Source organism: Pseudomonas sp. GW822-FHT03F04 (genome assembly GCF_058801405.1).
This window is the reverse complement of record NZ_JBXANF010000003.1, coordinates 506,884-532,387: the sequence shown is the minus strand read 5'-3', so window position 1 is coordinate 532,387 and position 25,504 is coordinate 506,884. Positions and strand designations below refer to the sequence as shown.

22 protein-coding genes are annotated in these 25,504 nt (G+C 61.0%); 9 read left to right on the top strand and 13 right to left on the bottom strand.

Translation table 11 applies throughout. The features are described 5' to 3' along the window. The first annotated feature begins 234 nt into the window (after positions 1–234). The 4 genes from AC1RMX_RS09050 to AC1RMX_RS09035 are packed head-to-tail and all read left to right on the top strand — an operon-like array spanning position 235 to position 3,209. A complete protein-coding gene (locus AC1RMX_RS09050) occupies positions 235–900 on the top strand; it encodes an amino acid ABC transporter permease (RefSeq protein WP_096821876.1) in 666 nt (221 codons plus the stop codon). Beyond that, entirely contained in the window at positions 881–1,540 is a 660-nt protein-coding gene (locus AC1RMX_RS09045) for an amino acid ABC transporter permease (protein ID WP_096821877.1), read from the top strand. Before AC1RMX_RS09050 ends, AC1RMX_RS09045 begins: the two co-directional genes overlap by 20 nt. Continuing rightward, on the top strand, positions 1,537–2,334 hold the full coding sequence (locus tag AC1RMX_RS09040) for an amino acid ABC transporter ATP-binding protein (RefSeq protein WP_493071521.1): 798 nt from the start codon (positions 1,537–1,539) through the stop codon (positions 2,332–2,334). Before AC1RMX_RS09045 ends, AC1RMX_RS09040 begins: the two co-directional genes overlap by 4 nt. Continuing rightward, a complete protein-coding gene (locus AC1RMX_RS09035; protein WP_493071519.1) occupies positions 2,331–3,209 on the top strand; it encodes a transporter substrate-binding domain-containing protein in 879 nt (292 codons plus the stop codon). The genes AC1RMX_RS09040 and AC1RMX_RS09035 overlap by 4 nt, the downstream gene beginning before the upstream one ends. Positions 3,210–3,255: 46 nt before the next feature. On the opposite strand, the gene AC1RMX_RS09030 is transcribed toward AC1RMX_RS09035, so the two are convergent. After that, on the bottom strand, positions 3,256–4,452 hold the full coding sequence (locus tag AC1RMX_RS09030; protein ID WP_096821880.1) for an AAA family ATPase: 1,197 nt from the start codon (positions 4,450–4,452) through the stop codon (positions 3,256–3,258). Between the two features lie 144 nt (positions 4,453–4,596). Between AC1RMX_RS09030 and AC1RMX_RS09025 the strand changes: the two genes are divergently transcribed. The 4 genes from AC1RMX_RS09025 (at position 4,597) to AC1RMX_RS09010 (ending at position 12,166) form a co-directional block, all read left to right on the top strand. Beyond that, a complete protein-coding gene (locus tag AC1RMX_RS09025) occupies positions 4,597–5,700 on the top strand; it encodes an efflux RND transporter periplasmic adaptor subunit (protein ID WP_192559479.1) in 1,104 nt (367 codons plus the stop codon). Further along, complete coding sequence (locus AC1RMX_RS09020) at positions 5,697–6,761, top strand: efflux RND transporter periplasmic adaptor subunit (RefSeq protein WP_096821882.1); 1,065 nt, start codon at positions 5,697–5,699, stop codon at positions 6,759–6,761. Before AC1RMX_RS09025 ends, AC1RMX_RS09020 begins: the two co-directional genes overlap by 4 nt. Further along, positions 6,758–9,823: an efflux RND transporter permease subunit gene (locus tag AC1RMX_RS09015; protein WP_493071517.1), complete on the top strand. Its 3,066-nt coding sequence runs from the start codon at positions 6,758–6,760 to the stop codon at positions 9,821–9,823. The genes AC1RMX_RS09020 and AC1RMX_RS09015 overlap by 4 nt, the downstream gene beginning before the upstream one ends. 90 nt (positions 9,824–9,913) lie before the next feature. Next, positions 9,914–12,166, top strand: coding sequence for a glycoside hydrolase (locus AC1RMX_RS09010; RefSeq protein WP_493071515.1), 2,253 nt, complete (start codon positions 9,914–9,916; stop codon positions 12,164–12,166). Between the two features lie 3 nt (positions 12,167–12,169). Here AC1RMX_RS09010 and AC1RMX_RS09005 read toward each other — a convergent pair whose 3' ends face one another. From AC1RMX_RS09005 to AC1RMX_RS08950, 12 genes are all read right to left on the bottom strand, one after another. Next, positions 12,170–12,796, bottom strand: a complete 627-nt coding sequence (locus tag AC1RMX_RS09005) for a class I SAM-dependent methyltransferase (RefSeq protein WP_493071513.1) — start codon at positions 12,794–12,796, stop codon at positions 12,170–12,172. Between the two features lie 48 nt (positions 12,797–12,844). Further along, positions 12,845–13,489, bottom strand: a complete 645-nt coding sequence (locus tag AC1RMX_RS09000; protein WP_096821885.1) for a methionine ABC transporter permease — start codon at positions 13,487–13,489, stop codon at positions 12,845–12,847. Next, positions 13,479–14,603: a methionine ABC transporter ATP-binding protein gene (locus AC1RMX_RS08995; RefSeq protein WP_493071511.1), complete on the bottom strand. Its 1,125-nt coding sequence runs from the start codon at positions 14,601–14,603 to the stop codon at positions 13,479–13,481. Before AC1RMX_RS08995 ends, AC1RMX_RS09000 begins: the two co-directional genes overlap by 11 nt. Before the next feature lie 2 nt (positions 14,604–14,605). Continuing rightward, a complete protein-coding gene (locus AC1RMX_RS08990; RefSeq protein WP_096821886.1) occupies positions 14,606–15,415 on the bottom strand; it encodes a MetQ/NlpA family ABC transporter substrate-binding protein in 810 nt (269 codons plus the stop codon). Positions 15,416–15,428: 13 nt separating this feature from the next. Then, positions 15,429–16,793 carry an LLM class flavin-dependent oxidoreductase gene (locus AC1RMX_RS08985; RefSeq protein ID WP_493071509.1) on the bottom strand — a complete coding sequence of 455 codons (1,365 nt, stop codon included), beginning with the start codon at positions 16,791–16,793 and terminating at the stop codon, positions 15,429–15,431. Then, positions 16,793–17,986 (bottom strand): SfnB family sulfur acquisition oxidoreductase, encoded by a 1,194-nt coding sequence (locus tag AC1RMX_RS08980; RefSeq protein ID WP_096821888.1) that lies wholly within the window; start codon positions 17,984–17,986, stop codon positions 16,793–16,795. The genes AC1RMX_RS08985 and AC1RMX_RS08980 overlap by 1 nt, the downstream gene beginning before the upstream one ends. Positions 17,987–18,024: 38 nt before the next feature. Then, positions 18,025–19,266: an SfnB family sulfur acquisition oxidoreductase gene (locus AC1RMX_RS08975; RefSeq protein ID WP_493071507.1), complete on the bottom strand. Its 1,242-nt coding sequence runs from the start codon at positions 19,264–19,266 to the stop codon at positions 18,025–18,027. A 209-nt stretch (positions 19,267–19,475) separates the two neighbouring features. Then, the gene (locus AC1RMX_RS08970; protein WP_493071505.1) at positions 19,476–20,240 is read right to left on the bottom strand and encodes a hypothetical protein; all 765 of its coding nucleotides are present in this window, start codon (positions 20,238–20,240) and stop codon (positions 19,476–19,478) included. A 473-nt stretch (positions 20,241–20,713) separates the two neighbouring features. Next, on the bottom strand, positions 20,714–21,463 hold the full coding sequence (gene tcyN / locus AC1RMX_RS08965) for an L-cystine ABC transporter ATP-binding protein TcyN (protein WP_493071503.1): 750 nt from the start codon (positions 21,461–21,463) through the stop codon (positions 20,714–20,716). A 4-nt stretch (positions 21,464–21,467) separates the two neighbouring features. Next, a complete protein-coding gene (tcyL, locus tag AC1RMX_RS08960) occupies positions 21,468–22,133 on the bottom strand; it encodes a cystine ABC transporter permease (RefSeq protein WP_085733348.1) in 666 nt (221 codons plus the stop codon). Beyond that, positions 22,133–22,933, bottom strand: a complete 801-nt coding sequence (gene tcyJ, locus AC1RMX_RS08955; RefSeq protein WP_096821892.1) for a cystine ABC transporter substrate-binding protein — start codon at positions 22,931–22,933, stop codon at positions 22,133–22,135. The genes tcyL and tcyJ overlap by 1 nt, the downstream gene beginning before the upstream one ends. A gap of 246 nt (positions 22,934–23,179) precedes the next feature. Beyond that, positions 23,180–24,172: a D-cysteine desulfhydrase gene (locus tag AC1RMX_RS08950; protein WP_096821893.1), complete on the bottom strand. Its 993-nt coding sequence runs from the start codon at positions 24,170–24,172 to the stop codon at positions 23,180–23,182. Between the two features lie 190 nt (positions 24,173–24,362). Here AC1RMX_RS08950 and epsC point away from each other — a divergent pair, with 190 nt between their 5' ends. Further along, positions 24,363–25,289, top strand: a complete 927-nt coding sequence (gene epsC / locus AC1RMX_RS08945; RefSeq protein WP_096821894.1) for a serine O-acetyltransferase EpsC — start codon at positions 24,363–24,365, stop codon at positions 25,287–25,289. Positions 25,290–25,504: the final 215 nt, after the last annotated feature.

The window sequence follows — 25,504 nt, the reverse complement described above, 5'->3', positions numbered from 1 at the left end:
TGTTCGTCCTTGGAGGGCTTTGATGAAAAAAAGATCCGTCCTACAGCGCTGGGGACAATAGCCTTCCTCCTCCTTCCCGGCAAACCCGTCGATTAGTTTTTTGTGTGATATCAATATGCTTTATCGGTATTTAAATTCTTCTTTTTATACCTTTAAAGTCGGTGCCTGCCGGACAGCTATCCGCTGCCCATGGACTGCACCACCGTCGCTTACCGAGCGGCGTCAGGATGTTTCATGAACTTCGATTACGCATTTATCCTCAGCACCCTGCCGGCGTTTCTCAAAGCCGTGGGCGTGACGCTGCAGGTCGGTTTGATCGCCATCGGCACCTCGCTGCTGGTGGCGTTGCTCAATGCGACGATTCTGGTGTTCCGCACGCCTTACCTGCAAAAGCTGGTCGGGCTGTATGTGGAGCTGGCGCGCAACACGCCACTGCTGATCCAGTTGTTCTTCGTCTACTTCGCCTTGCCGGCACTGGGGATCAAGGTTTCCGGTTTCACTGCCGCAATCATCACCATGACTTTTCTCGGCGGCGCCTACCTCACCGAAGTGCTGCGCGCCGGCGTCGATGCGGTGCCTCAGGCGCAACTGGAGTCCGGCCGTTCCATCGGCTTGTCCCACGGTCAGTTGCTGCGCTACGTGATCCTGCCGCAAGCGGGGATCCTCAGCCTGCCGTCGCTGTTCGCCAATTTCATTTTCCTGCTCAAGGAGACCACCGTGGTCTCGGCCGTGGCGGTGCCGGAGATTCTCTACACCACCAAGAGCTACATCGCGCTCTACTACAAAACCTACGAAATGCTCGCCGTGCTGACGCTGATCTGCGTGCTGTTGTTCCTGCCGCTGTCGCTGCTGTTGAGCCGTCTGGAAAGGAGGCTCCAGCATGGCCAGTTCGGGTCTTGAACTGCTCTGGGTGTCGTTGCCGCAATTGGCAAAAGGCGCCGGGCAAACCCTGTCGATCTCGTTCCTCAGCATCGCCATCAGTACCGTCGGCGGCGTGCTCTACGGTGTGCTGCGCACGCTCAACGTGACGTGGCTGAACGCGGTGCTGCGAATTTATCTGGAGCTGTTCCGGGCGATTCCGGTGCTGGTCTGGTTGTACCTGCTGTTTTTTGGCTTGCCGATTTTCTTTGGCCTGAGCCTGCCGAGCTTCTGGTGCGCGGTGCTGGTGCTGTCGCTGTGGGGCGCCAGCGAGGTCGGCGAAGTGGCGCGCGGTGCGCTGCATTCGTTGCCGCGCGGGCAGCGTGAAGCGGGGCTGTCGATCGGTCTGAACGCGGCGCAGCTCTATGGCTACGTGCTGTTGCCCCAGGCGCTGAAACGCATGACGCCACCGACCATCAACGTCTACACGCGGATCATCAAGACCAGTTCGCTGGCGGTGCTGATCGGCGTGGTGGATGTGATCAAGGTTGGCCAGCAGATCATCGAGCGCACCTACGAATCGGTGCTGATCTACGGTGCTCTGTTCCTGTTTTTCTTTTTCATCTGCTACCCGCTGTCGGCCGCTTCGCGTGTGCTGGAGCGGCGCTGGACGCAAGCATGAGCGCATTGATCGAGTTTCAGGGTTTCAACAAATTCTTCGGCGAACAGCAGGTGCTCAAGGGCATCGACCTGCAAGTGAAATCCGGCGAAGTCATCGTCATCCTCGGCCCCAGCGGCTGCGGAAAAAGCACACTGCTGCGTTGCCTGAACGGTCTGGAAACCGCCCACAGCGGTCACTTGAAATTCGCCGGCCGAGAGCTGCTGGACAAGGCCACCGACTGGCGTGAAATCCGCCAGCAGATCGGCATGGTGTTCCAGAGTTATCACCTGTTTCCGCACATGAGCGTGCTCGATAACTTGCTGCTCGGCCCGCTCAAGGTGCAGAAACGCGAACGTCGCGAAGCACGGCAGCAAGCCGAAGCGTTGCTCGAACGCGTTGGTCTGCTGGACAAACGTGATGCCTTCCCGCGCCAGCTCTCCGGCGGCCAGCAGCAACGCATCGCCATCGTCCGCTCGTTGTGCATGAACCCGCGGGTCATGCTCTTCGATGAAGTCACCGCTGCCCTCGACCCGGAGATGGTCAAGGAAGTGCTGGAAGTGATTCAGGGCCTGGCCCGCGAAGGCATGACCCTGTTGATCGTCACCCACGAAATGGCCTTCGCCCGCGCGGTGGCCGATCGCATCGTGTTCATGGATGCCGGGCGCATCCTTGAACAGAACCCGCCCGAGCTTTTCTTTACGAACCCGCAAACCGCACGCGCGCAGCAGTTCCTGGAGAAGTTCTCCTACGTCGAAGCCCTGCCTTCAACGACTTCGTCTAAAACGACTCAAACCAAGGAACTGGAACTGCCATGAAAACTGCCAAAGCTCTATTTGCATTACCGCTGATCAGCCTCGCGTTGCTGGCCGGCTGCAACAAGACCGAAGAACCGGCCAAGCCGAAAGTCGCCAGCGAAAGCACTGCGCCGGCCGGTTATCTGGACAAGATCAAGGCCCGCGACAAACTGATCGTCGGCGTGTTCACCGACAAGCCGCCGTTCGGTTTCGTCAATGAAGCCGGTCGCTATGTTGGCTTCGATACCGACATCGGCCGTCAATTCGCCAAGGATCTGCTGGGCGATGAAAACAAGGTCGAGTTCGTGGCCGTGGAGCCGGCGAGCCGCATTCCGTTCCTGCAGAGCGACAAGGTCGACCTGATCCTCGCCAACATGACCGTGACCCCGGAGCGCAAGGAAGCGGTGGAATTCACCAACCCGAACCTGAAAGTCGCGGTGCAGGCGTTGGTGGCTCAGGGCAGCGAAGTGAAGAAACTGGATGACCTGGCGACCCGCACCACCATCGTTACCACCGGCACCACTGCCGATATCTGGCTGACCAAGAATCACCCGGACTGGAAACTGCTGAAGTTCGAGAAAAACTCCGAGTCCCTGCAAGCCCTGGCCAACGGCCGTGGTGATGCCTACGCACAGGACAATCTGGTGCTGTTCAGCTGGGCCAAGCAGAACCCGGGCTACCGCGTGCTGGAGGAAAAACTCGGCGCTGAAGCCCCGATTGCACCGGCGGTGAAGAAGGGCAACATCGAATTGCGCGATTGGGTGAACACGGAGTTGGCCAAGCTAGGGGAAGAGAAATACCTGCTCAAGCTGTATGACCAATATGTGCGTAAAGAGCTGAGCGATGACACCAAGCCTGAGAGCGTGATTGTTGAAGGCGGGAAGTGGCAGGGCTAAGCCGATGATCGTTCCCACGCATGCGTGGGAACGATCGATCAACAAGCTAATCCGGCCAGTTCCACGCCGGCTCATCCAGAACCCTCTGCCCGACGATCCCGGTCTGGCCGAGGGTTTTTTCCAGCACGATGCAATTGCATTCCTCATCTTCCTGCAACGCCGAAATCAATCGCCGTGCGTGTGAAACCACCCACACCTGACACTCTTGCGATGCGCGAATGATCAACCTCGCCAGCGCCGGCAACAGATCCGGATGCAGACTGGTTTCCGGTTCGTTCAGCACCATCAGCGACGGCGGGCGTGGCGTCAGCAGTGCGGCGACCAGCAGCAGATAACGCAGCGTACCGTCCGACAACTCTGCCGCCGACAGCGGTCGCAACAACCCTTCCTGAAAAAACTCGATGGCAAAGCGTCCGCCCGCCAGCGGCGCGATGTTCAACCGTGCGCCGGGAAACGCATCGCTGATCGCGGCCTGCAGCGCCTCGGGGTCGCCGATTTCGCGGATGGTCTGCAAGGCTGCCGCCAGATCCCGGCCGTCGTGATGCAGCACCGGCGTGCGCGTGCCCAGTTGTGGCTGGCGCACCGGGGCGTCAGCGTCGCTGCGAAAGTGATCGTAGAAGCGCCAGCGGCGGATGAACTCGCGCATCTGGAACACTTCCGGCGAGGTGCGCAGGCTGCCGACCTGATCGAACAGGCTGTCGAATGTCGGCGTGTGCTGGGCCATGACATCCCAGGTGCGACCATCACGGGTACGAATCATTGGCCCGTCGCGGTCCACCAGCAAGCTGGCAGGTCGATAGAGCGGCCCGGCCCAGATGCATTCCCGCTTGATTTGCGGATCAAGGCTGAAGCGCGAAGGGGTCGGTACGCGGTCTCCAGGCAGCATGAAATGCCCGTTGGAGTCGGGGAGCCCGAGGCTGATCGAATAACTGAAATCTTCCCCGGCAAACCCCAGCCGCAGACGTTTCACGCCCTGGCGGACCGTCGATTGAATCGGCACTTCACCATTGCGCATGCGCCGGCTGATGGTTTCCGGCCCGGCCCAGAACGTCGAGTCCAGCCCGCCCTCACGGGCCAGCGCATTGACCACGCCGCCCTGAGCGGTTTCCGCCAGCAGTCGCAGCGCCCGGTAAAGATTGGACTTGCCGCTGCCGTTGGGGCCGGTGATCAGGTTCAGCCGACCCAGCGGGATTACCAATTTATTGATCGAGCGGTAATTGGCTACCGCGAGGGTCTTGAGCATGAAAATCCTTCTTGGGTGCCCCGAATTCCGGGTCAGGATACCTGCTGCACATAAATGCATATATCGCCCGGACGAAGGTTGAACCCTGTTCTAAGCTCACAGTCGTACCGTCACTTGCACGTTCGTACACAGGAAGGAGTCTGCATGGCGAGTCCCGGATTGAAAACAGCGGTGATGCTGAGCCTGCTCGCTTTGCTCGCGGCCTGCAGCGAAAAGAAGCCGCCTCAGGAATACCTGCCACGGGTCTTTGTACAAGAGGTCAAACCCGCGGACTTCGCGGCGTCCGTGACCCTCACCGGTGACGTTCAGGCGCGGGTGCAGACCGAATTGTCGTTCCGGGTCGGCGGCAAGATCATCCAGCGCATGGTCGATGTCGGTGACCGCGTCTCGGCCAAACAAGTGCTGGCCAAACTCGATCCCAAGGACTTGCAGACCAACGTCGACTCCGCCCAGGCCCAGGTGCTGGCCGAGCAGGCGCGGGTCAAGCAGAGCGCCGCCGCATTCGTCCGCCAGCAGAAACTGTTGCCCAAGGGTTACACCAGCCAGAGCGAATACGATTCCGCACAAGCCGCATTGCGCAGCAGCCAGAGTGCCTTGAGCGCGGCCCAGGCGCAGTTGGCCAATGCCAAGGATCAACTGAGTTACACCGCGCTGATCGCCGATGCACCCGGCATCATCACCGAGCGTCAGGCCGAAGTCGGCCAAGTGGTTCAGGCCACCGCGCCGATTTTCAGCCTGGCCCGGGACGGCGACCGCGACGCGGTGTTCAACGTTTACGAATCGCTGCTGGCCGAGCGCCCGGCGGAGCGTTCGATTGTCGTCAGCCTGCTCGACAACCCGCAAATCAAGACCACTGGCACTGTTCGTGAAATCACCCCGGCGGTGTCGGCGCAGTCCGGTACGGTGCAGGTCAAAGTTACCCTCGACAGTCTGCCGCAGGGCATGCAGCTCGGTTCGGTGGTCAGCGCCACCGCCAAGGGCAGCGGCAAATCGGCGGTGGAATTGCCGTGGTCGGCCCTGACCAAAAACATCAGCGAACCTGCGGTGTGGATGGTGGACGACAAGGGTGAGGCGCAACTGCACAACGTCACCGTCGGCCGCTACCTGACCGGGCACGTGATTATCAGCGCCGGCCTCACCGGCGGCGAGAAAGTGATCATTGCCGGCGGGCAACTGCTGCATCCGGGCATGAAAGTCGAGATCGCCGAGAACACCTACAAGGATCTGCAATCGGGAGCGCAGCCATGAAGCCTTTGTGGGTGATGTCGATCGGGCTGCTGCTGGGTGCCTGTTCCAAGAACGAGCCACCGCCGGAACCGGTGCGCCCGGTGCTGTCGATCAAGGTCGAAGCGCTGAGCGAGGAAAACCTCGGCCGTTTCGCCGGCAGCATTCAGGCGCGCTACGAGAGCAACACCGGTTTTCGCGTCGGCGGGCGCATCGCCAGCCGCAACGTCGATGTCGGCGCCGAGGTGCAGAAGGGCACCTTGCTCGCCACCCTCGATCCGTCCGACCAGCAGAACCAGTTGCGTTCGGCCCAGGGCGATCTGGCGAAAGTCGAAGCACAACTGATCAACGCCCAGGCCAACGCTCGGCGGCAGCAGGCGCTGTTTGATCGCGGCGTCGGCGCCCAGGCGCAACTGGACATCGCCACCACCGATCTGAAGACCACCCAGGCGTCCCTTGATCAGGCGCGGGCGGCGGTGAATCAGAGCAAGGATCAGCTCGGCTACACCGAGCTGCGCTCCGACCATAAAGCCGTGGTCACCGCATGGAACGCCGAAGCCGGGCAAGTGGTGACGGCCGGCCAGCAAGTGGTGACGCTGGCGCAACCGGACATCAAGGAAGCGGTGATCGATCTGCCGGACACGCTGGTCGACCAGATTCCCAGCGACGTGGTGTTTCTGGTGGCCGGGCAACTCGATCCGAGCATCAACACCACGGCCGTCATCCGTGAAATCGAGCCTCAGGCACAAAGCGCCACCCGTACCCGCCGCGCGCGTTTGACACTGGCTTCAACGCCGCCCGGATTCCGCCTCGGTACGGCGATCAGCGTGACCCTCAGTTCGGCGATCAAGCCGCGAATCGAATTGCCCGCGACAGCCTTGCAGGAGGCCGACGGCAAAACCCGGATCTGGGTGATCGACCCGCAAAACAAAACCGTTGCCCCGCGTGACGTCAGCGTGACCAGCCGCACCGACAGCACCGTGGTGCTGGCCGGTGGGGTCAAGTCCGGCGAGCGTGTGGTCAGCGCCGGCGTCAACAGCCTCAAACCCGGACAAGCCGTGAAACTCGACGAGGACAGTCAATGAAAGGGTCTTTCAATCTCTCCGAATGGGCCCTCAAGCATCAGTCGTTCGTCTGGTACCTGATGTTCGTCGGGCTGCTGATGGGGGTGTTCTCGTACATCAATCTGGGGCGCGAGGAAGACCCGTCGTTCACCATCAAGACCATGGTGATCCAGACCAAGTGGCCGGGTGCGACCCAGGAGGAAACGCTCAAGCAGGTCACGGACCGCATCGAGAAAAAACTCGAGGAACTCGATTCACTCGATTATGTGAAAAGCTACACGCGCCCCGGCGAATCGACGGTCTACGTGTACCTGCGCGACACCACCAGCGCCAAGGACATCCCGGAAATCTGGTACCAGGTGCGCAAGAAGATCAACGACATTCGCGGCCAGTTTCCCCAGGGCATTCAGGGGCCGGGATTCAACGACGAGTTCGGTGACGTCTTCGGTTCGGTCTATGCGTTCACCGCCGACGGCCTGACGATGCGCCAGTTGCGCGACTATGTGGAACAGGCCCGCGCCGAGATCCGCGGTGTGCCGGGGCTGGGCAAGATTGAAATGATCGGCCAGCAGGACGAAGTGCTGTACCTGAACTTCTCGACCCGCAAACTGGCGGCGCTGGGCATCGACCAGCGTCAGGTGGTGCAGAGCCTGCAATCGCAGAACGCCGTGACCCCGGCAGGTGTGATCGAGGCCGGACCGGAACGCATTTCGGTGCGCACCTCCGGGCAGTTCGCCTCGGAAAAGGATCTGGCCGAGGTCAATCTCAAGCTCAATGACCGCTTCTATCGTCTGGCCGACATCGCCGAGATCAGTCGCGGTTATGTCGACCCGGCAACGCCGGAGTTCCGCTTCGACGGCAAGCCGGCCATTGGCCTGGCCATTGCGATGCAGAAGGGTGGCAACGTTCAGGCATTCGGTAAGGCCCTGCACGCGCGTATCGATGAACTCACCGCCGACCTGCCGGTGGGGGTTGGCGTGCACACGGTTTCCGATCAGGCCGTGGTGGTGGAAGAGGCGGTCGGCGGCTTCACCAGTGCGCTGTTCGAAGCGGTGGTCATCGTGCTGGTGGTGAGTTTCATCAGCCTCGGCGTGCGTGCCGGGCTGGTGGTGGCGTGCTCGATCCCGTTGGTGCTGGCGATGGTGTTTGTGTACATGGAGTACAGCGGCATCACCATGCAGCGGATTTCTCTGGGTGCATTGATCATCGCCCTCGGGTTGCTGGTGGACGATGCGATGATCACCGTGGAGATGATGGTGACGCGTCTGGAGATGGGCGAGAGCAAGGAGCAGGCGGCGACGTTCGCCTACACCTCCACAGCGTTTCCGATGCTCACCGGTACGCTGGTGACAGTGGCCGGTTTCGTGCCGATTGGTCTCAACGCCAGCTCCGCCGGTGAGTACACCTACACGCTGTTCGCGGTGATCGCGGTGGCAATGATCGTGTCGTGGGTGGTGGCGGTGTTCTTCGCACCGGTGATCGGCGTGCACATCCTCAGCACCAACGTAAAACCCCATGAAGCCGAACCCGGACGCATCGGGCGGGCGTTCAATGGCGGTCTGCTGTGGTGCATGCGCAATCGCTGGTGGGCAATCGGCATCACGGTGTTGTGCTTCGTACTGGCAGTGTTCTGCATGCGCTTTGTGCAGAACCAGTTCTTCCCGTCGTCCGATCGTCCGGAAATTCTGGTCGATCTGAACCTGCCGCAAAACGCCTCGATCGATGAAACCCGCAAGGCCGTCGACAAGCTCGAAGCCTCGCTCAAGGGCGACCCGGACATCGTGCGCTGGAGCACTTACATCGGCCAGGGCGCAATCCGTTTCTACCTGCCGCTGGACCAGCAATTGCAGAACCCGTACTACGCGCAACTGGTGATCGTCAGCAAAGACTTCAAGGCCCGCGAAGCCTTGAGCCAGCGCCTGCGTGATCGTCTGCGCAAGGATTTCGTCGGCATCGGCAGTTACGTGCAAGCCCTGGAAATGGGCCCGCCGGTGGGCCGTCCGATCCAGTACCGGGTCAGCGGCAAGGACGTCGATCAGGTGCGCAGGCACGCCATCGACCTGGCCACCGAACTGGACAAGAGCCCGCACATCGGCGAGATCATTTACGACTGGAACGAACCCGGCAAAGTCCTGCGCATCGACATCGCCCAGGACAAGGCGCGTCAGCTCGGCCTGTCATCGGAAGATGTGGCCAACCTGATGAACAGCATTGTCAGTGGCTCGCCGCTGACCCAGGTCGACGACGATATCTACCTGATCAACGTGGTCGGCCGCGCGGTGGATTCCGAACGCGGTACACCGGAAACCCTGCAGAACCTGCAGATCGTCACGCCCAACGGCACGTCGATTCCGCTGCTGGCCTTCGCCACGGTGCGATATGAACTGGAGCAGCCGCTGGTGTGGCGTCGCGACCGTTTGCCGACCATCACCATCAAGGCCTCGGTGCGCGATGAAATCCAGCCGACCGATCTGGTGAAAGTCCTCAAGCCCACCATCGATGCCTTCGCCGCCAAACTGCCAGTGGGCTACAAGGTCGCCACTGGCGGTACGGTCGAGGAGAGCGGCAAGGCGCAGGGGCCGATTGCCAAGGTCTTGCCGCTGATGCTGTTCCTGATGGCGACCTTCCTGATGATCCAGTTGCACAGCGTGCAGAAGCTGTTCCTGGTGGCCAGTGTCGCGCCGCTCGGGCTGATCGGCGTGGTGCTGGCGCTGGTGCCGACCGGTACGCCGATGGGCTTCGTGGCGATCCTGGGGATTCTGGCGCTGATCGGCATCATCATCCGCAACTCGGTGATCCTCGTGACGCAGATCGAAGAGTACGAGCAAAAAGGCTACGCGCCCTGGGATGCGGTGGTGGAAGCGACCGAGCACCGGCGCCGGCCGATCCTGCTCACCGCGGCGGCGGCGAGCATGGGCATGATCCCGATCGCCCGGGAAGTGTTCTGGGGGCCGATGGCCTACGCGATGATCGGCGGGATCGTGATTGCGACGTTGCTGACGCTGCTGTTTCTGCCGGCGCTGTATGTGGCCTGGTACAAGATTCGCGAGCCGAAGAAGGACGCCTCGTCATCGGCACAGTGAGTGCGCTTGTTACATATTTGCGAAGGGCCTGACTTACAGCGTCGGCGTATTCGGTTAACGTCCCTCCTCCTTTAGGAGAAGGGACGTCTGATGCCTACCGTTACTTGCTGGCTGCGCGCGTTATTGCTGATTGTCGGTTTATGCCTGTCGTCCCAGTCCTGGGCCGACACGTTATTGGAAAACTCGTTGTGGCGCGTGCAACTCGATCCGGCAACGCTGGCTGTCCGTATCACCCCAGCGGGCCGCGAGACGGTGCAGGCGTCGACGGGGATTGCCCCGCACAAGGTCAGTCAGTTGATCAGGCGCGACAACCGCATCGACTGGCAATGGGATGACGGAGCCTGGACCCTCAGCGCCACGCTCGATCAACGTGATCTGTCCTTCTCGATCACGGCGCGTGAGCCCGCAGAACTGGAGTTTCTCCGTCAGCCCGCCAGCGCGATGGGCAAGGGGCTGATCTGGCCTCTGGCCGAGGGGCACTACGTTCCGCGCGGCGATCCGGTGTGGCATTCGTTTCTTTTGAATCAGGGCGAATTCAATACCACGCAGGATCTGAGTTTGCCGCTTTGGGGTGTTGAACATGATGGATTCAGCCTGCATTGGCTGATGTCCAATCCCTACAACAATCGACTGTTGTTCAGCGCCGAAGGCAAGACTCTGGCGCTGTCCGCCCGGCATCGCTTCACCTCACTCGATCCGTCGACGCCATTGACGTTCACGCTGTTTCTCGGGGCAACCGACCCGTTGGCCGGCGCCAGGCGCTACCGGCAATGGTTGATCGATAACGGTCGTTATGAAACCTTGAGCAGCAAATTCACGAAAACACCTGAGGCGAGGCGACTGCCGGGCGCCAGTCATCTGTACCTGTGGGGTAACGACCTGCTGGGAGCCAAAGATGTGCGCAGTTGGTCCGTGCTGCTCGACACCTTGCGCGGTGGTGGCTCGCTGGCCAGTGGGCTGAAAGCGGGAATGGATCGTGAAGCGTTGCAGATCCTTGCCACTGGCGGGGAGTTGAACCGCTATCAGAAAACCGTACTTTTGCGCAGTCTCAATCACGCCCTGAATACCCTGGCGCGCAAGACCTGGCAGGCCCGGGGCGTGCCGGACATGCAGGCTCTGGTCAACGGTTACGCTGATGTGCGCGCACAAGTGGCAGCCCACCTCGGTGAGGCGCTGACGCCTGAACCCGAGCGCTGGGGCAGCACCTTGTCGCTGGATACGATCAAGCAATTACAGAACGCCGGGTTGTCTCGTTTGTGGTTGGGACTGGGTGAGGGCTGGGAGGGTGGCCTCTGGCACCCCGAGACGATCAAGGCCGGCGTGGCGGCGGGTTATCTGATCGCGCCGTACGATTCTTATGAAACGGCGCTGAGCCGTAGCGAGAACCCTGATTGGACCACCGCACATCTGGGGGACAGGGCAAATCTTGAGTGCGCAATCGTGAAGAGCGACGGAACGCTGAAAAGCGGCTTCCAGCAATCGGGGCATTACACCGACCCCCGTTGCGTGCGACCGCTGCTTGAGCAGCGGGTCGCGGCCATTCGCGACGCCGCCGGTTTCAACAGCTGGTTTCTCGATGCCTATGCCACCGGCATGCTGTTCGACAGCTACCGTCTCGGAGCAACGATGACCCAGGCACAGAATGCCGAAGGCAACATCGGGGCATCGCGCTGGATCAATGAAGTCCTGAAACTGCCCGCCGGTTCCGAGGATGGCAACGCAACGACCGCGCAAGGCGTGTTGTTCGCCCATGGCATGCAGACGCCGGTGATCGGTTGGGGCGATGCCGAAATGAGCAAGAACCCCAAGTCCAGGTACTTTGCAGGCAAGTGGTATCCGCCGGAGCAGCCAGAGGTTTTCTTCAAACCTGTGCCGATCAAGGAGTCGTTGCGACGTATTCACTTTGATCCGGCCAGCCGTTTGCCGATGTACCAAGCGGTGTTCCATGGCTCGGTGATCACGTCCCACCACTGGCTGTTCGATAGCCTGAAGCTGACCAATGTACGGGCGGACAACGAACTCGCGCAGTTGCTCTACAACGTTGCGCCGCTGTATCACCTCAGTGTCGACACGCTTGCGCAGCGATTGCCGCAGATTGCCCGTCAGGATGCATTCTTCCGGCCTTTGCATGAACGTCTGGCAACCCAGGCGCTCACCGGTTTCGAATGGTTGAGCGCGGACCGGCTGGTTCAGCAGACATCCTTTGAAGACGGCACGCGATTGCTGGCCAATTTTGATGTGCAGGCGCATGAGGTGCAGGGGCAGACAGTGCCCGGGCGAAGCATCATGGTGCGCTCGCCGGGGAGTGCGCCAACCTGGTTTCAGGTTGAAGCGAGGCCCTGAGTTTCAGGCCTTGCGCCAGACACTGGCCAACCAAGGCTGCTGCTCACGCGGCAGCCCCGCCGGTCGGTAGTAATGCTCAAGTTCCACGAACCCGACAGCGGTCAGCAATCCGCGCCAGGCTTCAAGATCGTGGTACGAGCCATAACGCGGCCCATTCCAGCCTTCACGGTTATCCCCACGCGGGTTGGAACTGAACAACACCCCACCCGGCTTCAGTGTCCCGTGTAACTGCTGCAGAACCCGTGGCAATTCCTGCAACGGCACATGAAACAGCACTGCATTGGCGAAGATGCCGTCGAAGCGTTCTGCCGGCAGATCCAGCTTCAGAAAATCCTGGCACCACACCTCGCAGCCGCTGTCTTCCCGGGCCATCTGCGCGAATTTTTCCGCGCCGTCGAGGCCGACGGCGACGTGACCCATGCGCGTGAAGGTCTGCAAATCCCGCCCAGGTCCACAGCCGAAATCGAGGATGGAAAACGGCGCCTCAGCGTGAATGTGCCGCAGCAGTGCATCGATGTTCTGGCTGACATCGTGGTCGCGGGTGCCTTCACGAAAATCCTCGGCCACCGCGTTGTAGTGGCCGAGGGTAGTGGAGGTGATCTGTTCCAGATCGGTGGGGGTCTGCTTCATGGTCGGACTGCGCTGGCAATGGATGTTGCCGACTATACGCCATGCAGTTCAGCGCTTGTTCAACCCTCGTGCCAGACGATCGCCACCCAGCTGAATCACCGCTACCAGCGCCACCAGCAGCACGATCACGGTCAGCATGATCTGGCTATCAAAGCGTTGATAGCCGTAGCGATAAGCGATGTCGCCCAGACCGCCAGCGCCAATCGCCCCGGCCATGGCCGATGAGTTGATCATCGTCACCAGGGTGATGGTGAAACCGCCAACGATCCCCGGTAGCGCTTCAGGCAACAACACGTGCCAGATGATGTGCCAGCGTCGGCACCCCATGGCTTGCGCGGCTTCGATCAAGCCGTGGTCGACTTCGCGCAGGCTCACCTCGGCAATCCGCGCAAAGAACGGCGTGGCCGCGATGGTCAACGGCACTACGGCCGCCCACACTCCGTAGGTGGTGCCGACGATCAGCCGGGTGAACGGGATCAGCGCGACCATCAGGATCAGGAACGGAATCGAGCGAAACAGATTCACGAACGCGCCCAGCGCGCGATTCAGCACCGGCGCTTCGTAGATCCCGCCCTTGTCGCTGGTGACCAGAATCACTGCCATCGGAATACCCGCCAGCAGCGCGATCAGCGATGAAACGCCGACCATCAGAAACGTATCGATGAAACCCTGCAACAAGCGATCAAACCACATAGCCCAGCACCTCCGTGCGTTGTGCCCATTGGCTGGCACGCTGGCGCAATTCCTCGGCGTTCAGCTTCGAGCCTGCCACCACCAGCAACAGTTGCCCGAGCGCGTGCCCCTGAATCCGTTCCACACCGCCCTGCAGCAATTTCACCCGACCGCCGAGCGCGGCGAACAGCGCGGCCAGATCCGGTTCGTCCTGCTGGCTGCCGGTGAACTGCAAGCGCAACACCACAGAGGCATAGGACGACGATGGTTGCGCCTGCAAACGGCTTTGCAATTCTTCGGGCAAGGCGTGTTGCAGCGGTGCGAGCAAGGTCTGGCTGACTTCGTGCTGCGGGTTGCCGAACACTTCCCAGACCGGGCCTTGCTCGACGATGCGCCCGTGTTCCAGCACGACGACGCGGTCGCAGATTTCGCGGATCACGGCCATCTCGTGAGTGATCAGTACGATGGTCAGGCCCAGGCGTTTGTTGATCTCGCGCAGCAGGCCGAGGATCGACTGAGTGGTTTCCGGATCCAGCGCTGAAGTGGCTTCGTCACACAGCAGAATGTCCGGGTCGTGCACCAGTGCGCGGGCGATGCCGACGCGCTGTTTCTGCCCGCCGGACAGCTGCGCCGGATACGCCTTGTGCTTGGCTTGCAGGCCCACCAGCTCCAGCAGTTCGCGAACCTTTTTTTCCCGTTGCTCCTTCGGGACACCGGCGACTTTCAGCGGCAGTTCGACGTTCTGCCACACCGTTTTTGCCGACATCAGATTGAAGTGCTGGAAGATCATGCCGATCCGCCGACGCAGGGCGACGAGGCGATCCTCGTCGTACTCGCCGATGTCCACCTGATCGATCAGCACCCGGCCCGAGGTCGGTTGTTCGAGGCGGTTGATGGTGCGGATCAGCGACGACTTGCCGGCGCCGCTGCGACCGATGATGCCGAACACTTCACCGCGCTGGATCGCCAGGTCGATGTCTTGCAGGGCTGCGACCGGGCCTTGCTTGCCGTCGTAGGTTTTGCCGAGCCCGACGAAACGCACATGGGCGCGGTTCAGCTCGGGATGCAGCTCGGTGCGCTGTGCCAGCGCGGGTGGCTCTGGAAGATCCAGTCGCCGTTGAATGGCCGCGGTCATCCTCAGCTTTCCCAACCGGCCTGGTACAGCTTGCCGTGGGCTTTATCCAGCGCGGCGCGTACGGCCGGCGAATGCTGGTAGATGTCGACGAACTTGATCAGACGCGGATCGGTCTTGCTCTTCGGCTGGATCACGAACTGGATCACGTATTCCTTGTGGTCGAGGCCGTCGAACAGCAGCGCAGAGCCTGCATCGAAGGTCTTCGCCAGACGGATGTAGGCCGGGTAGCCCTGGACCAGATCGGCGTCATCGTAGGCGCGTACCAGTTGCACGGCTTCGACTTGCAGGATCTTGATCTTCTTCGGGTTGGCGACGATGTCGTCTTCGGTGGCCTTGTAGCCGACACCCGGTTTCAACGTGATCAGACCGGCCTTGGCCAGCAGTTGCAGGCCGCGACCGCTGTTGATCGGGTCGTTGGCGATGGCGACGCTGGCGCCCTCCGGCAGCTCAGCGAAGCTTTTGTATTTCTTCGAGTACAGGCCGACGTTGTTGATGATCCCCGGGGCGAACGGCACCAGGTCGAAACCGGAGGCCGCCTTGGCGTTTTCCAGGAACGGGATGTGCTGGAAGTAGTTCACGTCGATGTCGCCGGCGGCGAGGCTGACGTTCGGCGCGATCCAGTCGGTGAACTCCACGAGCTCGACTTTCAGGCCTTGTTTGGAGGCTTCCTCGACGGCGGCCTCCAGCGGAATCGCGAACGCGGCTGTGGTGCCGATTTTCAACGGCGCGTCGGCGGCGAAAACCGCCGAGCTGAACAGGCCGAAGGCCAGGGCCAGTGCTTTGACTGGGTGGGACAGGCGTTTCTTGGTCATGGTGGTTTTCCAGTCAGTGCGAGGAGGTGTGTCGGTAGTGGGCACCGGTGTGCTGCTGCGGCAGATGCGCTTCGCCGTGAAACAGTTTTTCCCGCAGACTGCCGGTGTCGTACGCGGTCTTGTACGAGCCGCGCCGTTGCAGTTCCGGAATCACCAGATCGATGAAATCCACATAGCTTTCCGGGGTGACGATGCGGGTCAGGTTGAAGCCGTCGAGGCCGGTTTCGGCGATCCACGATTCCAGTTCATCCGCCACTTGCTGCGGCGAGCCGACCACCGTGATGTAGCGCCCGCCGAGGGCGTGCTGGTCGAGCAACTTGCGGCGGGTCCAGTCGTTGTTCTGCAGGTTTTTGGTGGCGGACTGGATTGCGTTGCTCTTGACGTACTGGATGGGCTCGTCGATTTCGTACTGGGAAAAATCGATGCCGGTGGACGCCGAAAAATGCGCCACGCCCGCTTCGGCGCTGGCGTAGCTCAGGTATTCGGCATGCTTGGCCCAGGCCGCTTCTTCGGTCTCGCCGACGATCACGTTCAGGCCCATGAACACCTTGATGTCCTCGAGATTGCGACCTGCCTCGACGGCACTGGCGCGGACCTTGTCCACCTGTACTTTGGTCGACGGTTTGTTCTGACCGCTGATGAACACGCACTCGGCATGACGCCCGGCGAACAGCAGACCGCGATCCGAACTGCCGGCCTGGAACAGCACCGGCGTACGCTGCGGTGACGGTTCGCACAGGTGATAACCCTCGACCTGATAGAACTCGCCCTTGTGCTCGACCTTGTGCACTTTGTCTGGCTGCGCGTAGATCCGCTGCTGCGGATCGTTGAGCACTGCACCGTCTTCCCAGCTGCCTTCCCAGAGTTTGTAGAGGACTTCGAGGTACTCGTCGGCCTGGTCGTAACGCCGGTCATGTTCGACCTGTTCACTCAGGCCCATGGCCTTGGCGGCGCTGTCCAGATAACCGGTGACGATGTTCCAGCCCACCCGTCCACGGCTCAGGTGATCGAGGGTCGACATGCGTCGGGCGAACAGATACGGCGGCTCGTAGGTGAGGTTGGCGGTCAGGCCGAAACCCAGATTTTTGGTCACCGCTGACATGGCCGACACCAGCAGCAGCGGATCGTTGACCGGCAGCTGGATCGACTCTTTCAGGGTGACGTCCACCGAGTTCTGGTAGACGTCGTACACGCCGACGATGTCGGCGATGAACAACCCGTCGAACAGCCCACGCTCCAGCAATTGCGCCAGTTCGGTCCAGTATTCAATGGTCTTGTATTGGGTCGAGGTGTCCCGTGGGTGGGTCCACAACCCGTGGTTGATGTGGCCGATGCAGTTCATGTTGAACGCATTGAGCAGGATCTTTTTCTTGCTCATCAGATGGTCCCTCGCAGCGGAGGGTTTTCATCGTTGAGGTAGTAATTGCCGACCGCGTGATACTTCCAGCGCACCGGGTCGTGCAGGGTGTGCACCCGGGCGTTGCGCCAGTGACGGTCGAGGCCGTGCTCGATCAGGGTGGCCTGGCTGCCGGCCAGTTCGAACAACGTGCTGCCGGCGGCCAGAGAAATTTCAGTGCTGATCGCCCGTGCTTCAGCGACGGCAATCGAGGCTGCTGCAACCGTCTCGGCGTTGCTCTCGGCCTGGGCCGCATCGAGGAATTCGCCGGCGCGTTCGAGCAGGGCTTCGGTGGCGTGCAGGCGGATGCTCAAGTGGCCGAAACTCTTGAGGGTCAGTGGGTCTTCGGTGGCTTTGTCGTTGCCCGAGTCGATCCATGGCCGGGTCTTGCTGCGCACGAAGTGCAGCGCATCTTCGTAGGCGGCGCGGGCGATGCCGGTGTCGATGGCGGCGTGAAGAATCTGCGCCAGCGGGCCGACGGTGGTCGGGCGTTCGAAAGCGCTCTGGAACGGAATGACATCTTCGGCGGCGACATACACGTCCTCGAACACCACCGAACCACTGCCGGTGGTGCGCTGGCCGAAGCCGCTCCAGTCGTCGATCACCGTCAGGCCTTTGCTGTCACGCGGGACAAACGCCAGTTGCTGCACTCCGTCTTCATCGACCACTGAGGTCGGGATGCGTTGGGCGTAAATGGCGCCGGTTGCATAAAACTTGCGACCGTTGATGCGATAACCGCTGCCGTCGCGTTTCAGGCTGGTAACCCGATCGTGGGCAGTCTTGGTGCCCAGTTCTGCCAGGGCATTGCCGAAGCGCTGGCCGGCGAGGACTTCGGCGTACAGACGTTGTTTCTGCTCGTGGCTGCCATTCACCCGGAGTACTTCGAGGGCATAGAAATGGTTCTGCGGAATCTGCCCGAGCGAGCCATCGGCCCGGGCGATCAGGGCGATGACGTTGGCCAGGGTCACGTTGGACACGCCGGCGCCGCCGTATTCCTTGGGCACGCTGATGCCCCACAGGCCGGAGCGGGAAAACACGTCGAGTTCCGGCAGCGGCAGGCGGCGTTCGCGGTCGCGCAGGTTGCTGTCGCGCTGGAAGTCTTCGGCCAGGTCGCTGGCGACGATCAGGGCTTGCTCGTCGCTGGTGATGACCGCGACGGGATGAGAAAGAGTCATGTGTTTCTCCAGAGATCTGGTCAAAAGTGTTCTGGTCGTCAGATCCAGGAATGGCGAGCCGGCAACTTGCCGTTGAGGCGATAGGCGCCGACCGCGTGGTACTTCCAGCGCACCGGGTCGTGCAAGGTGTGCACCCGTGCGTTGCGCCAGTGACGGTCGAGGTTGAATTCGGCGAGGGTGGCGCGGCTGCCGGCCAGTTCGAAGAGCTTTTCGCTGGCCAGCAGCGAGATCTCGGTGGTCAGCACCTTGGCTTCGGCCACGGCAATCGAGGCGCGGGCGGCGGACTCGGCGGTGAGCGGCGCGGCGTGCACCTGATCCAGCACCTGACCGGCCTTGCGCAGCAGCACTTCGGCGGCGTGCAGTTCGATTTTCAGTTTGCCGATGTCGGCGATCACGTAGAGGTCATCGCTGGCGCGTTCGACCTTGGCATCGATCCACGGCCGGGCGCGGGTCTTGACGAATTCGATGGCGTCATCGATGGCGCCACGGGCGATGCCGGCGTCGATTGCTGCCTGAATCAGCTGCGACACCGCGCCCTGGGTGTTGGGCTTTTCGTTGATCTTCCAGTTGTCCACCACAAGACCAGCATCGACCCGCACGTTGTTCAGCAGGATTGTGCCGCTGGCGGTGGTGCGTTGGCCGAAACCCGACCAGTCATCGACGATGCGCAGGCCCGGTGTGCCACGACGGACGAAGGCCAGCACTTGCCTGCCGTCATCGTTGAGTGCCTTGACCGCGACCCAGTGGGCGAAGAGGGCGCCGGTGGAATAGAACTTCTGGCCGTTGATCACGTAGTCATCGCCATCGGCGGTGATGCGCGCTTTCAGCTCCAGGGTGTCTTTGGTGCCGCGTTCAGGCCCGGCGTTACCGATGCGCCAGCCTTCGAGCACGCTCTGCAGCAATTGTTTTTTCTGCTCTTCGGTGGCGCTGCCGAGGATCAGGTTGATGATGCCGAACTGGTTCTGCGGGATCTGTCCCAGTGCCGGGTCGGCCGCGGAAATGATCGCGAACACCTCGGCCAGGGTGACGAAGGAAACCTGCGGGCCGCCGTACTCGCGCGGAATCGCGATGCTGCCCAGTCCGCTGCGGGTGAACTGTTCGACTTCCGACCACGGCAGCTTGCGCTGGCGGTCACGTTTGGCGGCCTGCACGCGGGCGACTTGCGCCAGTTCATGTGCAGCCTTGATGGCTTGAGCGTCGTTGCGCAGCACTTGCGCGGGCAACAACAGCGGGGCGATGTCCAGGTCACTCTGGACGTTTGCGTCTGCCAGACTGGACATCAGTGCCACTCCTTGGCTGCACGCAATGCCCTGGCGATTTGCACTGGGGTGATTGTGTTCCGGACCATGTTACCTACCTCACATCTCATGAAAAACGCCGCAAAAGTGCGGCGAACGAAAGAATGTCCGGTGGTCCGGTTCATATACCCTAAGCGCGTATAAATATTAAATAAACTAACTTTTAGGAATATGCATAGAAGATCAAAAGCTCACTCGGCTTTACGCTCCGCGGCCATGGGAATCTGCCTCAAGGGCACTTTCAGATAAGGATTCACGCAACCGATTTTCAGCGTCTGTGATGGTGCCCAACGCGAGTTGTTGCCGACCCGGTCGATGATGCAATAGGTCACATCCAGCCGCAGGTCTTCGCCGGCTTCGACGATGATTGCCGGGGGCACCCAGACCTGAATGCCGTAACCGATATCGGATTGGGTAATACGCGGCAGATCCATGCGTACATCGCCCCAGCGCAGGGTGATTTCGTCACCCTCGGCCATGTTCAGGTAAGGCTCGATAGTCAGGGGAACGCCGCGCTTGATCTGGTTCGGGTTGATCCCGCGTCGGCGAATGACCTCGGGAAGACTGACCGGCAGCAGGTACTGGTTTTCCTCCGCGCAGCCTGCCGCGAATTGCCCGCCCGGGCAGTCGAGCTTGACCTGGAACTGCGCGCTGGCCGACAGCGCCGGGTTTCTTCCGACCTGCATGACCCGGTAATGCACGCGCGGCGAACCGCTGATGATGAAGCTTTCCGGCACCCGCAGGCTGACCGTGCTTCCGACATCCCCGGCATTCAGCACGCGGGAAGCGACGTAGCAGCCATCCCAGAACAGCTCGATCAGGTCGCCACTGTCCATGTCGTGCCAAGGCACGATGTCGACCGTCAGGTTGGCGGCTCCCATGAGGTTGATACCGGCCCCGTGGGATTTTTCCAGGGTCGGTGGTGCCAGCAGCGGGGTGTTTGAAATGCAGGTCATCGGTTTCTCTCCTTGAAGCCTTGCAGCGAAGTCCGTTTTCGAAAGAACGAATGGCGTGAATTACCCGGCAATAAAACTTCGGAGTTCCGTACAAGTTTGAAAGTGTCTTGTTGAACTAGCGTGTGCCGGTTGGAGACTAGATAAGAGTTCGCCGGAAGAGGTGTCAAGCGAGTGGGTTAGTTAATCCGTGAATTACGGATTAATCAGAAGGTTCCTACATTGTCGCGGCTGTCAGCCTAGGCTTTGTAAGGAAGAGAGCTACAGATTGCTGCGGTTTTCAGCCTGTTTCGCTGTGAGTTCTACCGAAGCGGAAAGTCAAGACGCGGCGAATTTTACGCACAGGGAGCGTGTTGCAGGAGATATATACGTACTGCGCTTTGAAGGGTTTTATTGTTTATTTTTGGAGGGGGATTGTATGGCGGGGAAAACACTACTTCCATCCATGGAAGTGAGTGATAGCACTTGCGAAGTTATCAGCCGTTGTTGCGGAACTTGCTGAGAAACTGTCGTGTGCGTTCTTCTTTCGGATTGGCAAACAGTGCCTTGGCTTCGCCTTGCTCGACGATCACACCCTTGTCGAAAAACACCACGCGGTTGGCCACGTCACGGGCGAACGCCATTTCGTGAGTCACGATAACCATGGTGCGTTTTTCTTCGGCCAGGCCGCGAATGGTCGCCAGTACTTCGCCGACCAGTTCCGGGTCGAGGGCCGATGTAGGCTCGTCGAACAGGATCACTTCCGGCTCCATCGCCAGCGCCCGGGCAATCGCCACGCGCTGTTGCTGGCCACCGGACAGGCGCCGTGGGTAGGCGTCTTCCTTGCCCGCCAGGCCGACCTTGGCCAGCAGCTTCTTGCCCAGGGCAATGGCTGCGTCGCGGTGCATCTTCTTGACCACGATCGGGCCTTCGATGACGTTTTCCAGGGCGGTGCGGTGGGGGAACAGGTTGAAGTTCTGGAACACGAAGCCCACATGCTGGCGCAGGTTGCGCACCAGGCTTTGCTGCTGGTTCAGCGGGCGGCTGGTATCGATCTCGATATCGCCGACCTTGATCCGGCCGCTGGTGGGTTGTTCGAGGAAGTTCAGGCAGCGCAGGAACGTGGTCTTGCCCGAACCGCTGGGGCCGATGATCGCCACGACCTCGCCTTCCTTCACTTCAAGATCGATGCCGTTGAGCACGACTTGACCCTTGAACTGCTTTGTCAGTTTTTCCACGACAATCATGGGGTCAGGACTCCTGGTCGTGCCGATTGACCCGCTCTTCCAACTTGTTCTGGAAGTGCGACAGCACTGTGGCCAGAATCCAGTAGATCAGCGCGGCGGCAAGATACATGGTGAAGACTTCGAAAGTCCGGGCGGTAATCAGTTGTGCCTGACGGAACAGCTCCGGCACCTGGATGGTGGCAGCCAGCGCGGTGTCCTTGACCAGTGAAATGAAGCTGTTGCCCAGCGGCGGCAACGCCGTGCGCATCGCTTGCGGCAGGATGGCCCGGCGCAGGGTCTGCGCGCGGGTCATGCCGATGCTCGCAGCCGCTTCCCACTGGCCTCGTTCGATCGAACCGATCGCGGACCGCAGGATTTCACAGGCGTAAGCGGCCATGTTCAGCGAGAAGCCGATCAGGGCCGCCGGCAGCGGATCGAGTTCCAGACCCATTTGCGGCAAGCCGTAATAGATCACGAACAGTTGGACCAGCAATGGCGTGCCGCGAAAGAACGACACGTAGATGCGGGCCAGCCAGCTGACCGATTTGAAACGCGACAGGCGCATCAGCGCCAGGCCAAAGCCCAGCAGCAGGCCGAAGAACATGCCGCCGAGGCTGAGGACTACCGTGTAGTACGCGCCCTTGAGCAGAAAGGGCGCGGAGTCCAGTGCGAGTTGGAAAGCTGCTTCCATTATTTAGTGACGTCAGCTTGGAAGTATTTTTCCGAGATCTTGGCCAGGGTCCCGTCGGCACGCAGCTCGTCGAGGGCCTTGTTCACGGCCGCCAGCAGCTCAGGCTCGCCTTTGCGCAGGGCAATACCGGATTCCTGACGGGAGAACGCCTGACCGGCCGCTACGGTTTTCGGTGCTTTCTTGGCGTATTCGAGCGCGGCCAGACGGTCGATCAGAATCGCGTCGGTACGACCGTTGTTCAGGTCGGCGAACTTGGTCGGATCATCGTCATAGGTGCGCACGTCGGCACCCGGCACGTTGGCGCGAACCCATTGCTCGTAGTTGGTGCCCAGGCCTACGCCGACTTTCTTGCCGGACAGGTCAGCGGCGGACTTGATGTTCAGCGCAGCTTCCTTGTCCTTCAGTACCAGCGCCTGAATCCCGGAGATGGTGTACGGCTCGGAGAAGTCATACTTCTTCTTGCGCTCGTCGGAGATGGTCACTTGGTTGACCACAACGTCCAGACGCTTGGATTCCAGCGCGGCGAGGATGCCGTCCCACTTGGTTGGCTGAATCTTGGCCTTGACGCCCAGCTTCTTGGCCAGGGCTTCGGACAGTTCAACTTCGAAGCCCGACAGCTTGCCGTCGGCATCAACGAAGCTGAACGGTGGATAAGTGCCTTCCAGGCCGACGTTGATAACGCCTTTGTCCTTGATCTGTTGCAGTTGCTCACCGGCAACGGCGCTGCTGATCAGACCGGCGCTCAGTGCCAGGCCCAGCGAACCTACCAGCAGATTTCGACGTAGTGCGGAAAGAATCATGACAAGCCCCTGTGTTTTCTTATGGAAGACGCTTAAGGAAAGTTGGCGAATCCGGGAGTTGAACGACAGCGCTATCCTGCCTTAAAGCAGCTTATGCGTCTCTCGCGAAATTCGCCTGCGGCGAGACTATAAGACGGTTCTTTTAGAATGGAAAATAATGAATTTTCTATTTGTTATGCATTTAATGAATATGCATTCGAGCCGACGCTGAGCGTTCCCACGCAGGGCGCGGGAACGCGCTTCAGCCTAGAGAAAATCCTTGTAGGCAAACAGCGCCGGGGCTCCGCCGGTGTGCAGGAAAATGATCGGGCCGTCGTCGAAACGCCCGCGACCGATGCCGTCGAGCAACCCGGCCATGGCCTTGCCGGTGTAGACCGGATCCAGCAACACGGCGTCCTGACTCGCCAGCAGTTTCACGGCCGCCAATGTCCCGGCATTTGGCTCGCCATAGCGCGGGCCGAAGTATTCGTCCCACAACTCGACCTTGAAACTCTCCGGCAGCGCCACGCCCAGCAGGTCGGCAGTGCGTTCCGCCAGGCCCTGCACTTTCGGGCGCTGATCTTCTTCGCTGCGCGAGACGGTCACGCCGATCACCGGCAGTTGCGGCAGCGCTTCGCTCAAGGCCAGTGCCAGGCCGCTGTGCGTGCCGGCGCTGCCCGAGGCGAGCACCACGGCGGAAAATTGCAGGCCGGTGTCCTTGATCTGTTCCGCCAGCTCCAGGCCGGCGCGTACGTAACCCAGTGCGCCGAGGGCGTTGGAACCACCGATCGGCACCAGATACGGCTTCTTGCCGTTGCTGCGCAGGCGCACGGCGAGGGCGGCCAGTTGTTCGTCGGCGTTGTCGAGGTTGTCGACCAGTTCGACTTTGGTGTCGAACAGATCCAGCAGCAGGCGGTTGCCGTTGCCGGTGTAGTTGCTGTCATCGGTGCCCAGCGGATTTTCCAGCAGCGCCACGCAGCCCAGGCCGAGTTTCGCGGCCAGCGCAGCGGTCTGGCGAACGTGGTTCGATTGCAGTGCGCCGGCGGTGATCAGCGTGTCCGCGCCTTGGGCGAGGGCGTCGGCGGCGAGGTATTCGAGCTTGCGCAGCTTGTTGCCGCCCATGGCCAGCGGCGTCAGGTCATCGCGCTTGATGTAGACATCGCGGCCGAGCCAGGTGGACAGGCGCTCGAGCTTTTCCAGTGGGGTCGGTTGGCCGAGCAGGTCGAGGCGGTTAAAGCGGTCCAGCTGTTGTTTGATCATGAGTCCGTACTGATGCAAGGAGATGTCAGGACTATAGGCACGCCGATTTACCGGGGCAACCGCCAATCGCTTATAGCCAAATGTGCTTAGGCCAGCACTATCGGTTCTTAATTCGCCTCCTAGGCGTTGCCGTAAAGTAGTGGCCGTTGACGCGGCCAGACAGTCCGGCCGCCCGTGAGGAGTCTTTACCGTGAGCGAGCGTTCCAGCCATTGGCAATTGCAGACCATCGTCAGCCAACTGCGTACCGCCCGGGATCAGTGGCGCACACAAAATGGCCGCGCCAGCGGCGAACAGGGCGGGCGCGAATTGCCGTCCCGTGATGCGATGGCGCAGATTCTCGAAGCCTTGTGCGGCGCGTTGTTCCCGATGCGTCTGGGGCCGGTTGATCTACGAGAAGAAAGTGAAGATTTTTACGTCGGTCACACCCTCGACGTTGCGTTGAATGCATTGCTGGCGCAGGCGCGACTCGAACTGCGTTACGTCGCCCGTCACAGTGCCCGGGCCGACACCGAAGTCGAGGCGCAGGCGATCAGGATCATCCAGGACTTCGCCCTCGCATTGCCGGGCCTGCGCAGCCTGCTCGACACCGACGTGCTGGCCGCCTATCACGGTGATCCGGCGGCGCGCAGCGTCGATGAAGTGCTGCTGTGCTATCCGGGGATTCTGGCGGTGATCCACCATCGTCTGGCGCACCATTTGTATCGCGCGGGTCTGCCGTTGCTGGCGCGGATCAGTTCGGAAATCGCCCACTCGGCGACCGGTATCGATATCCATCCGGGCGCGCAGATCGGCCGCAGTTTCTTCATCGACCACGGGACCGGCGTGGTGATCGGCGAGACCGCGATCATCGGCGAGCGCGTCAGGATCTATCAGGCAGTGACCCTCGGCGCCAAACGCTTCCCGGCGGACGAGGACGGCCAGTTGCAGAAGGGCCATCCTAGGCATCCGATTGTCGAGGACGACGTGGTGATTTACGCCGGCGCGACGATTCTCGGGCGCATCACCATCGGCCAGGGTTCGACCATCGGCGGCAACGTATGGCTGACCCGCAGCGTGCCGGCCGGGTGCAACCTGACCCAGGCCAACCTGCAGCATGATGACGGGACGCAGAAGTAATTTTCCTGTCCGTTCGTTCCCGCGCGAGGTGGGAACGAACGCCCTCGCCACAGCGTCATACCCCTCCTTGAGCTAGCTTACGAAAGCGACCGCTGAGCCCTGCGATTAGTCCTTAGCGTGCTATCCATGTTTAACTTGAACGTTCATTCAAGTTAAACCGGTAGCTCGCTGCCCGCTCACAACAGGAGGCTTGCCTTTGCTGAGTCCGATCATTT

Coding starts and splice junctions, on each gene's coding strand:
- AC1RMX_RS09045 (WP_096821877.1), top strand. CDS start 881: ATGGCCAGTTCGGGTCTTGAACTGCTCTGGGTGTCGTTGCCGCAATTG.
- tcyJ (WP_096821892.1), bottom strand. CDS start 22,933: ATGATTCTTTCCGCACTACGTCGAAATCTGCTGGTAGGTTCGCTGGGC.
- AC1RMX_RS09050 (WP_096821876.1), top strand. CDS start 235: ATGAACTTCGATTACGCATTTATCCTCAGCACCCTGCCGGCGTTTCTC.
- tcyL (WP_085733348.1), bottom strand. CDS start 22,133: ATGGAAGCAGCTTTCCAACTCGCACTGGACTCCGCGCCCTTTCTGCTC.
- AC1RMX_RS09035 (WP_493071519.1), top strand. CDS start 2,331: ATGAAAACTGCCAAAGCTCTATTTGCATTACCGCTGATCAGCCTCGCG.
- AC1RMX_RS09005 (WP_493071513.1), bottom strand. CDS start 12,796: ATGAAGCAGACCCCCACCGATCTGGAACAGATCACCTCCACTACCCTC.
- AC1RMX_RS08975 (WP_493071507.1), bottom strand. CDS start 19,266: ATGTCCAGTCTGGCAGACGCAAACGTCCAGAGTGACCTGGACATCGCC.
- AC1RMX_RS09020 (WP_096821882.1), top strand. CDS start 5,697: ATGAAGCCTTTGTGGGTGATGTCGATCGGGCTGCTGCTGGGTGCCTGT.
- AC1RMX_RS09030 (WP_096821880.1), bottom strand. CDS start 4,452: ATGCTCAAGACCCTCGCGGTAGCCAATTACCGCTCGATCAATAAATTG.
- AC1RMX_RS08985 (WP_493071509.1), bottom strand. CDS start 16,793: ATGAGCAAGAAAAAGATCCTGCTCAATGCGTTCAACATGAACTGCATC.
- tcyN (WP_493071503.1), bottom strand. CDS start 21,463: ATGATTGTCGTGGAAAAACTGACAAAGCAGTTCAAGGGTCAAGTCGTG.
- AC1RMX_RS08970 (WP_493071505.1), bottom strand. CDS start 20,240: ATGACCTGCATTTCAAACACCCCGCTGCTGGCACCACCGACCCTGGAA.
- AC1RMX_RS09040 (WP_493071521.1), top strand. CDS start 1,537: ATGAGCGCATTGATCGAGTTTCAGGGTTTCAACAAATTCTTCGGCGAA.
- AC1RMX_RS08995 (WP_493071511.1), bottom strand. CDS start 14,603: ATGACCGCGGCCATTCAACGGCGACTGGATCTTCCAGAGCCACCCGCG.
- AC1RMX_RS09010 (WP_493071515.1), top strand. CDS start 9,914: ATGCCTACCGTTACTTGCTGGCTGCGCGCGTTATTGCTGATTGTCGGT.
- AC1RMX_RS08980 (WP_096821888.1), bottom strand. CDS start 17,986: ATGACTCTTTCTCATCCCGTCGCGGTCATCACCAGCGACGAGCAAGCC.
- AC1RMX_RS09000 (WP_096821885.1), bottom strand. CDS start 13,489: ATGTGGTTTGATCGCTTGTTGCAGGGTTTCATCGATACGTTTCTGATG.
- AC1RMX_RS08950 (WP_096821893.1), bottom strand. CDS start 24,172: ATGATCAAACAACAGCTGGACCGCTTTAACCGCCTCGACCTGCTCGGC.
- AC1RMX_RS08990 (WP_096821886.1), bottom strand. CDS start 15,415: ATGACCAAGAAACGCCTGTCCCACCCAGTCAAAGCACTGGCCCTGGCC.
- AC1RMX_RS09015 (WP_493071517.1), top strand. CDS start 6,758: ATGAAAGGGTCTTTCAATCTCTCCGAATGGGCCCTCAAGCATCAGTCG.
- AC1RMX_RS09025 (WP_192559479.1), top strand. CDS start 4,597: ATGGCGAGTCCCGGATTGAAAACAGCGGTGATGCTGAGCCTGCTCGCT.